Here is a 13962-nt window from a genome sequence, read left to right on the forward strand (position 1 = left end):
CCGCCCGATGGCACGGGGCCGGGCGCTTCCTAGCGTCGCAGGTATGAGCAATCCTGACGCACCGACCGCCGTCGTCACCGGCGTGACCCGCGGGCTCGGCCGGGCCCTCGCCGAGGCGCTCGCGGGCGCGGGGTGGACCGTAGTCGGCGACGGGCGCACCCTGCGGGACCCCGGGATCCCCGGCGTCATCGCCGTCCCCGGCGACGTCACCGACTCCTGGCACCGTGCCCTGCTCGTCGAGACCGCGCTGGAGACCGGCCGGCTCGACCTGCTCGTCAACAACGCCGGCATCCTCGGCCCGAGCCCGCAGCCGGTCCTGGCCGACTACCCGCTCGACGTGCTGCGCGGCGTCTACGAGGTGAACGTCGTCGCGCCGCTCGCCCTGACCCAGCTGGCGCTGCCCGCGCTGCGGGAGTACGGCGGTGCGGTCGTGAACGTCAGCTCGGACACGGCGACCGGGGCGTATCCGGGGTGGGGCGGCTACGGCTCGGCGAAGGCCGCCGTCGAGCAGTTGTCCAGCGTGCTCGCCGCCGAGGAGCCGAAGGTGCGCGTCTGGTGGGTCGACCCGGGCGACCTGCGCACCCGGATGCACGCCGAGGCCTTCCCCGGCGAGGACATCAGCGACCGTCCGCTGCCCGAGTCGGTGACGCCCGCGTTCCTGCGGCTGCTCGCGACCCGGCCGGAGTCGGGCCGGGTGCGGCTGTGAGTGTCGCGACGGCCCCGGTGCCGGCCTTCGAGCTGCCGCCGGAGCTGGAGGCGCACGAGCCGCCCGAGGCCCGGGGCCTGGCCCGCGACGGGGTCCGGCTGCTCGTGGGCTCCGCCGCGGGCGTGGCGCACCACCGGTTCACGGACCTGCCCGGGCTGCTGCGCGCCGGGGACGTGCTGGTCGTCAACACGTCCGGGACGCTGGCCGCGGCGGTGGAGGTTTCCGGCGTACCGATGCGGCTGCACTTCTCCACCGAGCTGCCCGACGGGCGCTGGGCGGTCGAGGTGCGGGGCCGTGATCTTCGCCCGCTGCCCGGCCGGCCCGGCGCGCTCGAGCTGCCCGGCGGCGCCACCGCCACCCTGGAGGAGCCCTACACGCGGGGCCGGCTGTGGGCCGCCACGATCCGCTCGGGGTTGCCGGTCGTCGATTTCCTGCAGCGGTACGGCGAGCCGATCCGCTACCCCTACGTGCGCCGCCGGTGGCCGCTGGCCGACTACCAGACCGTGTTCGCCACGGTGCCCGGCAGCGCCGAGATGCCCAGCGCCGCCCGCCCGTTCACCGATCGGGTCGTCACGCGGCTCGTGGCCGCCGGGGTGCAGTTCGCGCCGCTGCTGCTGCACACCGGGGTCGCCTCGCCGGAGGCGCACGAGCGGCCGTACCCGGAGTGGTTCTCCGTCCCCGCCACCACCGCACGCCTGATCAACGACGCCCGCGCGGCCGGCGGCCGGATCGTCGCCGTGGGCACGACCGCGGTCCGGGCCCTGGAGAGCTCGGTCGGGCCGGACGGCCGGGTCGCCGCCCGCGACGGGTACACCGACCTCGTCGTGACCCCGTCCCGGGGCGTGGCCGTGGTCGACGGGCTGCTGACCGGATTCCACGAGCCGCACGCGTCCCACCTGGACCTGCTCGCGGCGGTCGCGCCCGCGCCGGTGCTGCGGGCCTGCTACGCCGCGGCGATCCGGCACGGGTACCTCTGGCACGAGTTCGGGGACGTGAACCTTCTGCTGCCGGGCGGCCTGGGTTAGGGTCGAACCCGTGGAGGAGCAGGTCGCCGCCGCGCTGCGGCAGTTCGCGGAGCGCCTCGACGGGTATGACCCGGCGCCCGGCCCGCCGGTGGCCTCGGTCCGGGTCGGCGAGCAGGTCGTCGCCCTGCGCGCGCCGGTGGTGAAGGCCCTGGGCGAGGCGCTGCGGGCGTACCAGGACCCGCGCGACCGCGGCGCCTGCGAGCACTGCGGCGGCCCGCGCCTGGACGACAACTTCGTCTGCGCCGACTGCGGCCGCCCGAGCGGCGTCTTCGGCCAGCTCCTGGCCGAGCGGGCCGCCCGCTACGAACCCCCGGCCGAGCTCGCCTGAATCCGCTCCAGCAGCGCCGGCACCCAGTGCCCCTCGTAACGCTTTGCAGATCCCGGCGGCGCCAGTCGTCACCGGTGACGGTGCCGCGGCACAGCGCCGTGCCGCACGCGCACGGGCATGCGGAAGCCGGGGTCGGCGGTGCTGGTCGCATAGTCGTTGGTGAGCTCCTCACCGGCCGCGATGTCTCGCCGCGCGACGAGCGTGTACGGCCCGGACCACCACAGGCTGGGGTCGCATCCGTGGTTGCCGGGCCCCTTGAGCCGCCAGGTGACGGTGATGGTGTCCACGTGGTGCGTCGCGGCCGCGATGGGGCGCCGCGGCTCGTCCCACTCCACCAGCCGGCCGCCGAGCCGCGACGGTCCCGGCGGCGATCGGCGCCCGGGCGAACAGCCCTCGCCCCGCGATCGCCGAGACCCCGGGCACCGCGTGCGGATGCAGACAGCAGTCGGCCTCGGGTGGTTCGATGGGCTCGGTCATGACGTCCCTGCTCGGCCGGCGTTCAGGCTGTTCGGGGCGCGCGACAACAGTCAGGCGGCGGCTTCCCTGGCAAGTGAGGCCGCCGCCTGACGAGCTGCGTCGAGGTGACGAACCAGTTCACCGAACTGGTTCGGGACCGGCCCCCCTCGATGGGCGGCCACCCACTCCTCGATGATCTGCCGCATCAAGGTTGACGAGCCGATTCCCCGAGCGCCGGCCGCGGCCTCGAGCTCGGCCTGGATGTCCAGATCGAGGCGCAGCGTGGTCACCATCTTGGCCGGGCGTCGTTCCCGAACTACCTCTGCTTCGTCGAACAGGTCACCGAGGTCGTTGTTGAGTGCGAACTCCGCGGCCTCGGCGGGTGGCATGCCGGCCAGATCCTCACGCTTCTTGGTCATGATGTGTGTTTCCTCCACATCTGGCGCTCGTTCATGCCGGCTTCACGGGCGCCGACGATGGTCCAGACGTCGTCCTCGTCGCGGGTGCACGTGACGATGATGAGTCGCTGTTCGGCGGAGGTCGGTGCGCAGACCGTGAGGAACGTCGGCCTCCGTGGTGGTACGCGGTTGTCCATCCGGAGTGTGGCCGGCGCGTGCAGCGCGTCGATGACATCCTTCGCGGTCAGGCCGTCACGAAGGTCACCGGGGCCCTCTGCGGGCCACCGGTAGGAGTCTGCCACGTCGAAAGTATAACGGGGCGTATTACGCCGGCACCTCGATCGCCTCGCGTAGCCGGGCGAATTCTTCGGCCAGCCGGTCAAGCTGGTAGTGGGCGTTCAGGCCGCTCGGGTTGGGCAGGATCCAGATCCGCGTCGGGGACAGGGTGGCCAGGTCCTGGGGGCCGACCTTCGCCGCCTGCAGGCCGAAGGCCGTACGGAACGCCGTGACGCCCAGGACGGCGAGCCACCTGGGAGCGTGTTCGGCCACCTTGGCGCGCAGGATCGCCGCGCCCTCGGTCAGCTCCTCGCGGGTGAGCTCGTCGGCCCGGGCCGTGGCCCGTGCGGCCAGGTTGGTGATGCCCAGGCCCCAGCCGGGCAGGAGCGCCTGCTCGTCGGGGCGCAGCAGCCGCGGGGTGAAGCCGCTCAGGTGCAGGGCCGGCCAGAATCGGTTGCCCGGGCGGGCGAAGTGGTGGCCCGTCGCCGCCGACCACAGGCCCGGGTTGATGCCGCACAGCAGGACGTCCAGGCCGGGGGCGATCACGTCGGGCAGGAGGCGACCGGCGGCGGCCAGGAGCTCCTCACGGGTGAAGCGCACGCGCGGGGCGGCGGGGCGGTTCACTCGCGACGGCATGCGGACAAGCATGCCAGGGCGCCGGGGCCGGTCCGGCACAGACGTCGATGGGTGTCCGCCGAGGGGCTGGTGGCGCGGGCCCGGGCGCTGCAGGCGGCGTCCGGGCGGCGGCTGAGGATCCGGGTCAACGACATCCTGACGATGTGGACCTGCTGCGGCACGTCTAGCGTCTGACGGTATGGGCGAGCGGCGGTTGATTTCCAGCGGGTCCACGTTCGAGGCGGAGATCGGGTACTCGCGGGCGGTCGCGGACGGCGACTGGGTGCACGTGTCCGGCACGACCGGGTTCGACTACTCGGCGATGAGCATCTCCGACGACGTCGTCGAGCAGGCCGAGCAGTGCTGGCGGAACATCGACGCGGCGCTCAAGCAGGCCGGGGCGTCGGTCGGGGACGTGGTGCGGGTGCGATACCTGCTGCCCGACGCCGCCGACTTCGAGTCCTGCTTTCCGGTGCTGAAGCGGTGGATGGGCGACGTGCGGCCGGCCGCCACCATGCAGGTGTGCGGGCTGTCCGACCCTCGCATGCGGATCGAGATCGAGGTGACGGCGCGGCGGGCCGGAGGCGGGGTCGCGCCCGGGCTCGGGTGGCCGCGTCAGGCGAGCATCGGATAGCCGTCATACCTCCGTCAGGGTGATCGACAGGGCCGTCGCCAGCAGGGGGAGCAGCTCGGCCGGGTCGGTGTCGGTGACCGTGGCACCGGCCAGGCCCTCGATGCCGGCCACGCCGGCCAGGGCACACGCCTTGAAGCGGGCGCCGGCCCCGGCGGCGCCGGTGAACGTCGCGCCGCTGAGGTCGCAGCCGGTGAACGTGGCGCCCGTCAGGTCGGCGTCGGTGAAGTCGGCGCCGGTCAGGTCCGTGTCGGTGAAGAACACCGCCTGCAGGTGGGCGTCGCGGAAGACGCTGCGCGCGGCGCGGCAGTCGCGGACCGTGACGTCGCGCAGCGTGCCCCCCAGCCACTGCAGGTCGGCCAGGCCGCAGTCGCGCAGCGTCACGCGGTGCAGCACGGCGTGGTCGGCGTGTACGTGGTCGAGGACCGTGCCCTCCAGCAGGCAGTCGGTGAGGATCGCGGCCGACAGGGCGGTGCCGGTGAGGTCGGCGCGGTTGAATCGGCACTGGACGAACTCGGCCGAGCGGGCGCTGCGGCCGGTCAGGGCCAGGTCGTAGAAGCCGATGGCCTGGTAGGCGCCGGCGTCGCGGAGGTCGTCCTCCTCCAGTGTGGCCAGCGTCAGGGCCTTCGGCGGGCGCGGGCGGGCCGGGCCGGGGCGGCCGGCGGCGACGGTCGGGAACGCGCCGGTCGCGAACGTCCCGGCCGAGAACGTTCGGGTCGGGGCCGCGTGGCGGGGGCCCGGACGGGGTGGCACCGCGCCGGAGGGTAACGGCTGGGAGGGGACGGCGGGCATGGCCATGGGTGTGACGTTAGTGGCAGGAGTGACAATCCGTCACAGCGGCCCCGTGGGGAGGATTCGCCAAAAGCCGCCAAAAGGCAAGTACCGGACAGTGCCTGTCCCCCCGACCCGGGGAAACCCAAGAAACGCCGATCCATCGGGAGCCGGCTGAGTGGGAGCTGTCGTTCCTCGTTGCGGCGGGCTCAGCGGACTGTCGGTGCCGGCAGCGTGACCGCCTCGCGCAGCTCGGCCGCGGCCTGGGTGATGAGCCCGGCCAGGGATGCGTCGGGATCGGCCAGCCAGCTGGACGTGGCGCGCCGGTGGATCGCCATCACCACGTCGATGATCAAGCGCGCCTTGCCGGCCTCGATGCCGCGGCGTTCGATCGCCCGCGCCAGCGCGTCGGCGATGTCGGCGAGCTTGATCAGATCGCGCTCCGCCAGTGCTGGGTTGGCGGCGATCACTCTGACGCGGCGCAGCAGGAGCTCACGCGGAAAGATCCCGTCGGCGGTTCGCAGCGCGCTCAGCACGGCCTCGATCGGCGTGAGGTCCGGGTCGGCCGCATCGACATGGTCGACGAGGTGGGCCTCGAACTCGTTGCCGGCGAAGAGCACCTCCCGCTTGTCGGGGAAGTAGCGGTAGAAGGAACGCTCCTTCAGGCCGGCGGCGTCCGCGATCTGCGCGACCGTGGTGCGCTCGAAACCTTGCGTCTCGAACAGCTCGAGCGCCGCGCGCTCGAGCCGGCCCTGTGCGTCGGACTCCCATCTCGGCATGCCCACCAGAGTATGACAACAGAAGCTGTCATCGCGATGCTAGAGTCAATGACAACAGATGCTGTTATCAACCATGGAGATCGTCATGAAGGCTCTTCAGTTCGACCGGTTCGGATCCCCGGACGTGATCGAGCTGCGCGAGGTCCCGGCACCGGAGCCGGGACCCGGCCAGATCCGGATCGCCGTCCAGGCGTGCGGCCTGACCCCGGCCGACTGGCACGTCGTCGACGGCCTCCTCGCCGACCATCTGCCACCGCTGCCGCGGGGGCTTGGCTTCGAGGTCGCGGGGATCGTCGACGCGCTCGGCGAGGCTGTCACCGGCGTCCAGATCGGCGACCGCGTGTTCGGCCCGGCCACCTTCCACGGCCCGACTGCCGGCGCCGCCGAACACGCGCTGATGCCGGCCTGGGCGCACATCCCCGAAGGCGTCACCGCCGAGCAGGCCGCCGCGCTGCCGATGGCGGCCGAGACGGCGTGGCGCGCCCTTGGCGACCTCGGCGTCCAACCGGGCGAGCTGCTGCTCGTCCACGGCGCGGGCAGCACCGTTGGCGAGGCGGCGGTGCGCTTCGCGCTGCACCGGGGCATCCGGGTGATCGCCACCGCCGGGCCGACGCGGTCCGCCGCACTGGAACAGATCGGCGCCCGAGTGACCGCCTACGGCGACGGCATGGCCGAACGCGTCACCGCGCTGGCCGCCGGCCGCGTCGACCGGGCCCTGGACGCGGCCCCGACCGGCGGCCGGATCGACCGCCCGGATCAGCCCAGCCCGGCCGGCGGCGTGCTACCGACCCTGATCGAGCTGACCGGCGACCCCGACCACGTCCTCACCGTCTCGGACTTCGCCGCCGCGGCCGAACTGGGTGTCCGGATCACCACCGAGATCAGTTACGAGCAGTTGGACGAGTTCGCACGACTCGCCGGCGAAGGCATCCTGACCGTGCCGGTCGCCCGCACCTACACCCTCGGCCAAATCCAGGAAGCGGCCAAGCTCAGCCGGTCTGGCCGACCCGGCGGCAAGCTCATGCTCATGCTGTGATCGTCCGGTCTGGCCTGGTAAGGCGGGGCGTGCCCCGGACGAGGAGCAGGACCAGGGTCCTCTTTTCTCGTTCCGGGGCGCCACCTTCCGCTTCGTTGCAGAGCCGTGAAATGCAGGAACGGCTCGCCCGCCGGCAGCTGAGAAGCGCGGCCGATGTCGCCGTGCAACCGCAGTCACCGTCGACCGTGCTCGTGGTCGGACAGAAGCGGATATCTCGCCCACGCACAAGGGCACACGAGGCGAGCGAATCTCCGCGAGGCGGGGGCGCTGTGGGCGGCCCCTGAGAAGCCGCGGGGCAGGCCGTGGGAGCTGTGGGCGGCCCCTGGAGAGCCGTGTGGTGGGGCCCTGGGAGCTGTGGGGCGGGCGGTTGGAGGCTGCGGGGCGGGCTGCTGTGAGTCGGGGGGTGGGGCGGTGCCGGAAGGCCGTGGGGGTGGGCTCTGCGAGCCGTGTGGTGGGGGTCTGTGAGCCGGGGCGGGGCACGTTAGCCGCGGTGGTGAGGGCTTGGAAGACCGGGTGACGGGAAAATCACCGGGCAAACGCGGCGACGCGTGCCTATTCTTGCCTGCGTCATGTCTGAAACGTCCCAGCCGACCAGTCTCGGCGAACTGCGCGCGCGTCTCGCCGGGCTCATGCCGCAGGACCAGCATCGCCTGCGACGGCGGATCGACGGGGCTCGCCGGTCCCGTAACGCCGATGCCATTGCCGAGGCGATCAAGGCCGATGTGGAGCGCGCCGAGCAGCGGGTCGCCGCCCGCCGCGCCGCGCGGCCCGAGATCAGGTATCCCGAGCAGCTGCCGGTCAGTCAGCGCAAGGACGAGATCCTCGAGAAGATCCGCGACCACCAGGTCGTGATCGTCGCGGGCGAGACCGGGTCGGGCAAGACGACCCAGCTGCCGAAGATCTGCCTGGAGCTGGGGCGGGGCGTGAGCGGGCAGATCGGGCACACCCAGCCGCGGCGGATCGCGGCGCGGACCGTGGCCGAGCGGGTCGCGGAGGAGCTGGGCACCGAGGTCGGCTCGACCGTCGGGTTCAAGGTGCGCTTCACCGACAACTCCAGCGACCGGACGATGGTCAAGGTCATGACCGACGGCATCCTGCTGGCGGAGATCCAGCAGGACCGGATGCTGCGAAAGTACGACACCCTCATCATCGACGAGGCCCATGAGCGCAGCCTCAACATCGACTTCATTCTCGGATACCTCAAGCAACTGCTGCCCCGCCGTCCCGACCTGAAGCTCATCATCACCTCGGCCACCATCGACCCCGAGCGCTTCTCGCGGCACTTCGGCGACGCTCCGATCGTCGAGGTGTCCGGGCGGACGTACCCGGTCGAGGTGCGGTATCGGCCCGTGGAGGCACCCGACGAGGGTGCGGAAGAGGTCGACCAGTTCGACGCGATCTGCATGGCCGTCATGGAGCTGCAGGCCGAGGGGCCCGGGGACGTGCTGGTGTTCCTCAGCGGCGAGCGGGAGATCCGCGACGCCGCCGACGCCCTGGCCCGCCTCGACCTGCCCAACACGGAGATCCTGCCGCTGTTCGCCCGGCTGTCCTTCGCCGAGCAGCACCGGGTGTTCCAGCCGCACTCGGGCCGCCGGGTGGTGCTCGCGACCAACGTGGCCGAGACATCGCTGACGGTCCCCGGCATCAAGTATGTCGTCGATCCGGGAACGGCGCGCATCTCGCGGTACAGCCACCGTCTGAAGGTGCAGCGACTGCCGATCGAGCCCGTCTCGCAGGCGTCGGCCAACCAGCGCAAGGGCCGCTGCGGGCGCACGTCCGACGGTGTGTGCATCCGCCTCTACAGCGAGGACGACTTCAACGCGCGGCCCGAGTTCACCGACCCGGAGATCCTGCGCACCAACCTGGCGTCGGTCATCCTGCAGATGATCTCGCTGGGGCTGGGCGACCTGGCCGCGTTCCCGTTCATCGACCCGCCGGACCGGCGCAACGTCAACGCCGGCGTGCAGCTGCTGGAGGAGCTCGGCGCGATCGAGGCCGGGCCGCGGCTGACCCCGCTCGGGCGGCGCCTGGCGCAGCTGCCGGTCGACCCGCGGCTGGCCCGCATGGTCCTGGAGGCGGAGAAGAACGGGTGCGTGCGCGAGGTCATGGTGATCGCCGCGGCACTGTCCATCCAGGACCCCCGCGAGCGCCCGGCCGAGCAGCAGGCCCAGGCCCAGCAGCTGCACGCCCGCTTCGCCGACAAGGACTCCGACTTCACCGGCTTCCTGAACCTCTGGAACTACCTGCAGGACAAGCAGCAGGAGCTCTCCAGCAACCAGTTCCGCAAGCTGTGCCGGGCCGAGTTCCTCAACTACCTGCGTGTGCGGGAGTGGCAGGACATCTACAGCCAGCTGCGCCAGGTGCTCAAGACGATGGACGTCACGCCGAACGAGGAGCCCGCCGCGGCGTACCCGATCCACGTCTCGCTGCTGTCCGGCCTGCTGTCGCACATCGGGCTCAAGGACGCGGAGAAGAACGAGTACCTCGGCGCCCGTAACGCGCGCTTCGCGGTCTTCCCGGGCTCGGCGCTGTTCCGCAAGACGCCACGCTGGGTGATGGCCGCCGAGCTGGTCGAGACGTCGCGGCTGTGGGCCCGGGTCGTGGCCCGCATCGAGCCCGAGTGGATCGAGCCGCTGGCCGGGCACCTCGTGAAGCGGCAATACAGCGAGCCGCACTGGGAGCGCAAGCCGGCCGCGGTGATGGCCTCGGAGAAGGTCACGCTGTACGGCGTCCCGATCGTCACCAGCCGCAAGGTGAACTTCGGCCGCATCGATGCGCCGCTGGCCCGCGAGCTGTTCATCCGGCACGCGCTGGTCGAGGGGGACTGGGACACCCCGCACGCGTTCTTCGCCGAGAACCGCCGCCTGCTCGACGAGGTGGAGGAGCTCGAGGCCCGGGCCCGCCGCCGGGACCTGCTCGTCGACGACGAGACGCTGTTCGCCTTCTACGACGAGCGGCTGCCGGCCGAGGTGGTCTCCGGCCGGCACTTCGACAGCTGGTGGAAGAAGACCCGCCGCGAGCAGCCCGAACTGCTCACCTTCGACCCGGCGATGCTCGTCAACGCCTCCGCCGACGCCGTACGCCAGGAGCAGTACCCGGACGCCTGGGAGCAGGACGGGCACCGCTTCGCGCTGACGTACCAGTTCGAGCCGGGCACCGAGGCCGACGGCGTGACCGTCCACATCGGACTGCCGCTGCTCGGCCGGGTCCGCGACGCCGACTTCGTGTGGCAGGTGCCGGGGCTGCGTGAGGATCTCGTGACGGCGCTGATCAAGTCGCTGCCGAAGGCGACCCGGCGCAACTTCGTCCCGGCCCCCGACACCGCCCGCGACGCCCTCGCGGAGATGACGCCCCGCGACGGCGACCTGCTCGACGCGCTGGCGCACCAGCTGCGCCGGATGACCGGAGTCGCGGTGCCGCGCCAGGAGTGGGACCTCGCGAAGGTGCCCGAGCACCTCAAGACGACCTTCCGGATCGTCGACGACGCCGGCAAGGTCCTCGGCGAGGGCAAGGATTTGGGTGTACTGCGTGAGCGTCTCGCCCCCAAGGTCCAGGCGACCGTGGCCCAGGCCGCCGAGGACGTGACCCGCACCGGCGCGACGAGCTGGGAGTTCGGCACGCTGCCCACGAGCCTGTCGCGCACGGTCGCCGGGCACACCCTCACCGTGTACCCGGCCCTGGTTGACGAGGGCACCTCGGTCGCGGTCCGGGCGTTCGATCTGTCGGCCCGCCAGCGGCTGGAGATGTGGGCCGGCACCCGCCGCCTGCTGCAGCTCACGCTGCCGCCGCCGGCCCGGTTCGTGCAGGGGCGGCTGTCCAACGAGGCGAAGCTGGCGCTGAGCCGCAACCCGCACAAGAACGCGGTGGACCTGCTGGAGGACTGCGCGGCCTGCGCCGTCGACCAGCTCATGACCGACGCCGGCGGCCCGGCGTGGGACGAGGCCGGGTTCGCGGCCCTGCGCGACAAGGTCCGCGCCGACGTGGTCGACCTGACCCTGGACGTGATCGGCAGCGTGCGGAAGATCCTCGCCGCGGCCTACGACGCCGAGCAGAAGCTGGCCCGCACGAAGAACCCGCTGCTGCTGCCGGCCCTGACCGACATGCGCACGCAGCTGTCCCGGCTGGTGTACCGCGGCTTCGTCACCGACACCGGCTGGCAGCGCCTGCCGGACCTGGAGCGCTACCTGCGCGGCATCGAGAAGCGCCTGGAGAAGGTGCCGAGCGACCCGGCCCGCGACCGGGACCGGATGCTCACGGTGGCCGAGGTCCAGCGGGAGTACGACCAGCTGGTGAACACGATGACCATGTCACCGCAGCTGCGGGAGATCCGCTGGATGATCGAGGAGCTGCGGGTCGGGCTGTTCGCGCAGGCCCTTGGCACCGCCTACCCGGTCTCCGACGTGCGCATCTACCGCGCGATGGACGCGCTGTCGGGCTGAGCCGTGACCCGCAGCGCCGGGGCCAGCGCCACGATGCCGGCCGCCAGCAGGGCGAGGCCCAGCAGGGCGCGGCCGAGGCCGACCACGTCGGCCAGGGCACCGATGAGGGGCGGGCCGACCAGGATGGAGCCGTACCCGATGCTGGTGACCAGCGCGATCGCGTCGGCCGGGCGGGCCGTCTCGCCGGCCGCGCTCACCGCGGCCGGGAACACCAGGCAGACGCCCAGGCCCCACAGGAGCGCACCGGTGTACGACAGCGGCATCCACGGGGCGAGGACCGCCGCGGCGACCCCGGCCACGGCCAGCAGCCCGCCGAGGCGGACCGCGGCGGGGCGGCCGAGGCGCGCGATAACGGTGCTGCCGGCGAACCGGCCGGCGGTCATCGCCACGGCGAAGACGGTGTAGCCCAGCGCGGCGGAGGCCTGGGAGACCTGCCGGCCCGTGTCGAGGTACAGCGCCAGCCAGTCGCCCGCCGCCCCCTCCGCGACCGTGGCGCAGAACGTCAGCAGCCCGATGAGCAGCAGGGCCCGGTCGAGGCCGAGGCGGCGCCGGTGCCCCTGCGGGGCCGGTTCGACGGCGTCGCGGCGCTCGTCCAGATACAGGGTGATGCCGGCGTACGCCGCGGCGAGGGCGACGGCCGCGGCGACCGCCAGGTGCGCACCGGCGTCCATACCCGCGCGGGCGGCGAGCGACCCGGCGGCCGCCCCGCCGATCGAGCCGAGGCTCCAGCAGGCGTGGTACTGCGGCATCCACTCCTTGCCGGCCCGCCGGTCGACGTGGCTGCCCTGGACGTTCATCGCCACGTCCCAGGAGCCGTAGGCGAGCCCGAACGCGAACAGGGCGCCGGTGAGCGGCCACAGCCCGCCCGCGAAGCCGGCGGCGGCGAGCGCGGCGGCCGAGCCGGCGGCGGTGAGCGCGACCCAGGCGCGGGTGCCGAAGCGCCGGCACGCGCGGCCGGTCACGGGCATGGACAGCAGCGAGCCGATGCCGAGGGCGAGCAGGGCCCGGCCGAGTTCGCCCGTGCTGATGTCCAGGTGGCGCACGACCGCGGGGATACGCGAGACCCAGCCGCCCATGACGGTGCCGCTGGCCGTGAACACCACGGCCGTGCCCAGCGCCGCCCTGTTCACCCGGGCCCGGTCCATCTAGAAGTCGTCGGGCCGCTTGAACATGACGGTCTGGTCGCCGCCGCCCTGGGGCGGCTGGCCGGGCGGGATGATCTGCGTCGGCCCGGGGGGCGGGGCGCTGCTCACCGGCGGGATCATCTGCGTCGCGCCGGCGGCCGGCGAGCCGTAGGTCGTGGGGGTGGCCGGGGTGCCATACGTCGTCGGCTGGGCCGGACCGTAGTTCATGGGGAAGCCGCCCGGGGCCGGGACCGCCGGCTGCATGCCCGTCTCGGGCTCGTTGCGGTCCTTGCGGCGGAACCAGAAGAGGCTGCCGATGAGGCCCAGCGCGCCCACGATCGCCGCGATGCCGACCCACAGGCCCGTCGACAGCCCGCCGCCGTCGCCGCCGGTGCGGGTGGTGGTCGGGGCGGTGGTCGGCTCGATGGCCACGCCGTTGCCGGCCTGCGGCGGGGCGAAGGTGCCGTCGTCGGCGATGGTCGGCTCGGCGCTGGCCGAAGCCCCGCTGGACCTGGTCGGCTTCGGCGACTTGCTGCTCGCGGTCGCGCTGGGCCCGCCGGTGGCGCGCAGGGCGAAGTTGTCGGCGTTGCCGTGCTCGACCGAGACCCGGCCGTTGGCCTGCCCGGCGCTCTTGACGATCAGCACGACCTGGCCGCCGGCGGACTTGTCGGCGGCGATGCTGGCGTAGCGGCAGGTCGCGCCGCGCCCGGCGCCGCCGACGGCGCAGCCGGGGTTGTTGTCCGGGTCCATGACCGCGTTGCTGGGGGCCTGGACGAGCACGGTGACGTCCTCGACCGGCTGCTTCGAGTTGTTCTTGACCACGAAGCGGACCGTGACCTTGTCGCCGACCTTGCCCTGGACGCTGTTGTCGACCTTGATCTCGAGCGGGTCGGCGGCCCAGGCGGGCGTGGCGGTCAGCGCGAGCGTGCCGACGCCGACGATCGCGACGGCACTCGCCGCCGCGCTCCAGCGCCTCAACCTCCGGACGTCACCCATAGCTTCGGCGGACACTAGCAGGATTTGTCAACGATCGCCGTCCGCAGACCGGCCAGATGAATCGCCCACAGGCGCCTGAAACAGGCAGAAAAGCCACCACGGCGACGGCGTCAGGATCAGAGGGTGGCGCGCATCACGGCCGGGGTGGCCGCGACACCGACGACGCCCGTGGCCTGCGCCGTCGCCCACCCCCGCAGCCGCTCGGCGAGCCGGCTGTCGTCGAGTTTTCACGGCGAGCAGCCCGGCACCAGGTCCGGGTCCTCGCGCCGGGCGCTGTGGGTGAGGAAGACCGCGGCGAGGTACCGCGCATACGGCCCTGGTCGCGATCGATGCCGGGTTCCAGTCGCCGCGGCCCGCGGTCCGGGGCGGCACCCCGGCCCGA

The 13962-nt window shown here is 72.9% G+C and carries 15 protein-coding genes; 7 read left to right on the plus strand and 8 right to left on the minus strand.

All coding sequences use genetic code 11. The annotated features are described in order from the left end of the window. The first annotated feature begins 43 nt into the window (after positions 1–43). Genes ACQPY0_RS10495 through ACQPY0_RS10505 form a run of 3 tightly spaced genes read left to right on the plus strand, consistent with a single transcriptional unit; the run spans position 44 to position 2059 of the window. Positions 44–706 (plus strand): SDR family oxidoreductase, encoded by a 663-nt coding sequence (locus ACQPY0_RS10495; RefSeq protein WP_432987331.1) that lies wholly within the window; start codon positions 44–46, stop codon positions 704–706. Next, a complete protein-coding gene (locus ACQPY0_RS10500; RefSeq protein WP_432987333.1) occupies positions 703–1731 on the plus strand; it encodes an S-adenosylmethionine:tRNA ribosyltransferase-isomerase in 1029 nt (342 codons plus the stop codon). Before ACQPY0_RS10495 ends, ACQPY0_RS10500 begins: the two co-directional genes overlap by 4 nt. A 10-nt stretch (positions 1732–1741) precedes the next feature. Next, positions 1742–2059, plus strand: a complete 318-nt coding sequence (locus ACQPY0_RS10505) for a hypothetical protein (protein ID WP_432987335.1) — start codon at positions 1742–1744, stop codon at positions 2057–2059. A 68-nt stretch (positions 2060–2127) separates the two neighbouring features. Here ACQPY0_RS10505 and ACQPY0_RS10510 read toward each other — a convergent pair whose 3' ends face one another. The 4 genes from ACQPY0_RS10510 to mug all read right to left on the minus strand — a co-directional run bounded on the left by ACQPY0_RS10510 (position 2128) and on the right by mug (position 3825). Further along, positions 2128–2394 carry an SET domain-containing protein-lysine N-methyltransferase gene (locus ACQPY0_RS10510; protein ID WP_432987337.1) on the minus strand — a complete coding sequence of 89 codons (267 nt, stop codon included), beginning with the start codon at positions 2392–2394 and terminating at the stop codon, positions 2128–2130. Positions 2395–2586: 192 nt separating this feature from the next. Continuing rightward, positions 2587–2934, minus strand: coding sequence for a ribbon-helix-helix protein, CopG family (locus tag ACQPY0_RS10515; protein WP_432987339.1), 348 nt, complete (start codon positions 2932–2934; stop codon positions 2587–2589). Next, entirely contained in the window at positions 2931–3215 is a 285-nt protein-coding gene (locus ACQPY0_RS10520) for a hypothetical protein (RefSeq protein WP_432987341.1), read from the minus strand. The genes ACQPY0_RS10515 and ACQPY0_RS10520 overlap by 4 nt, the downstream gene beginning before the upstream one ends. Positions 3216–3237: 22 nt before the next feature. Then, positions 3238–3825 carry a G/U mismatch-specific DNA glycosylase gene (mug, locus tag ACQPY0_RS10525; RefSeq protein WP_432987342.1) on the minus strand — a complete coding sequence of 196 codons (588 nt, stop codon included), beginning with the start codon at positions 3823–3825 and terminating at the stop codon, positions 3238–3240. Positions 3826–3876: 51 nt separating this feature from the next. Between mug and ACQPY0_RS10530 the strand changes: the two genes are divergently transcribed. Together ACQPY0_RS10530 and ACQPY0_RS10535 are read left to right on the plus strand one after the other, a co-directional pair. Continuing rightward, positions 3877–3999: a hypothetical protein gene (locus ACQPY0_RS10530; protein ID WP_432987344.1), complete on the plus strand. Its 123-nt coding sequence runs from the start codon at positions 3877–3879 to the stop codon at positions 3997–3999. 4 nt (positions 4000–4003) lie between these two features. Further along, on the plus strand, positions 4004–4438 hold the full coding sequence (locus ACQPY0_RS10535) for a RidA family protein (protein ID WP_432987346.1): 435 nt from the start codon (positions 4004–4006) through the stop codon (positions 4436–4438). 3 nt (positions 4439–4441) lie between these two features. On the opposite strand, the gene ACQPY0_RS10540 is transcribed toward ACQPY0_RS10535, so the two are convergent. Both ACQPY0_RS10540 and ACQPY0_RS10545 read right to left on the minus strand, forming a co-directional pair. Beyond that, positions 4442–5233, minus strand: a complete 792-nt coding sequence (locus tag ACQPY0_RS10540; RefSeq protein WP_432987348.1) for a pentapeptide repeat-containing protein — start codon at positions 5231–5233, stop codon at positions 4442–4444. Between the two features lie 182 nt (positions 5234–5415). After that, positions 5416–5985, minus strand: coding sequence for a TetR/AcrR family transcriptional regulator (locus ACQPY0_RS10545; RefSeq protein WP_432987350.1), 570 nt, complete (start codon positions 5983–5985; stop codon positions 5416–5418). Between the two features lie 85 nt (positions 5986–6070). On the opposite strand from ACQPY0_RS10545, the gene ACQPY0_RS10550 reads away from it, so the two are divergent. Together ACQPY0_RS10550 and hrpA are read left to right on the plus strand one after the other, a co-directional pair. Further along, positions 6071–7021 (plus strand): NADP-dependent oxidoreductase, encoded by a 951-nt coding sequence (locus ACQPY0_RS10550; RefSeq protein WP_432987352.1) that lies wholly within the window; start codon positions 6071–6073, stop codon positions 7019–7021. Positions 7022–7590: 569 nt separating this feature from the next. Next, a complete protein-coding gene (hrpA, locus tag ACQPY0_RS10555; RefSeq protein WP_432987354.1) occupies positions 7591–11460 on the plus strand; it encodes an ATP-dependent RNA helicase HrpA in 3870 nt (1289 codons plus the stop codon). Here hrpA and ACQPY0_RS10560 read toward each other — a convergent pair. Together ACQPY0_RS10560 and ACQPY0_RS10565 are read right to left on the minus strand one after the other, a co-directional pair. After that, complete coding sequence (locus ACQPY0_RS10560) at positions 11430–12605, minus strand: MFS transporter (protein WP_432987356.1); 1176 nt, start codon at positions 12603–12605, stop codon at positions 11430–11432. The genes hrpA and ACQPY0_RS10560 overlap by 31 nt on opposite strands. Next, a complete protein-coding gene (locus tag ACQPY0_RS10565) occupies positions 12606–13562 on the minus strand; it encodes a hypothetical protein (RefSeq protein WP_432987358.1) in 957 nt (318 codons plus the stop codon). Between the last annotated feature and the right edge of the window lie 400 nt (positions 13563–13962).

This window comes from Dactylosporangium sp. CA-233914 (assembly GCF_050942935.1).
GTDB lineage: Bacteria > Actinomycetota > Actinomycetes > Mycobacteriales > Micromonosporaceae > Dactylosporangium.

Excerpts from the sequence above, each read along its gene's own strand:
- ACQPY0_RS10550 (WP_432987352.1), top strand. The coding sequence starts at position 6,071 with ATGAAGGCTCTTCAGTTCGACCGGTTCGGATCCCCGGACGTGATCGAG.
- hrpA (WP_432987354.1), top strand. The coding sequence starts at position 7,591 with ATGTCTGAAACGTCCCAGCCGACCAGTCTCGGCGAACTGCGCGCGCGT.
- ACQPY0_RS10495 (WP_432987331.1), top strand. The coding sequence starts at position 44 with ATGAGCAATCCTGACGCACCGACCGCCGTCGTCACCGGCGTGACCCGC.
- ACQPY0_RS10545 (WP_432987350.1), bottom strand. The coding sequence starts at position 5,985 with ATGCCGAGATGGGAGTCCGACGCACAGGGCCGGCTCGAGCGCGCGGCG.
- ACQPY0_RS10540 (WP_432987348.1), bottom strand. The coding sequence starts at position 5,233 with ATGGCCATGCCCGCCGTCCCCTCCCAGCCGTTACCCTCCGGCGCGGTG.
- ACQPY0_RS10535 (WP_432987346.1), top strand. The coding sequence starts at position 4,004 with ATGGGCGAGCGGCGGTTGATTTCCAGCGGGTCCACGTTCGAGGCGGAG.
- ACQPY0_RS10515 (WP_432987339.1), bottom strand. The coding sequence starts at position 2,934 with ATGACCAAGAAGCGTGAGGATCTGGCCGGCATGCCACCCGCCGAGGCC.
- mug (WP_432987342.1), bottom strand. The coding sequence starts at position 3,825 with ATGCCGTCGCGAGTGAACCGCCCCGCCGCCCCGCGCGTGCGCTTCACC.
- ACQPY0_RS10560 (WP_432987356.1), bottom strand. The coding sequence starts at position 12,605 with ATGGACCGGGCCCGGGTGAACAGGGCGGCGCTGGGCACGGCCGTGGTG.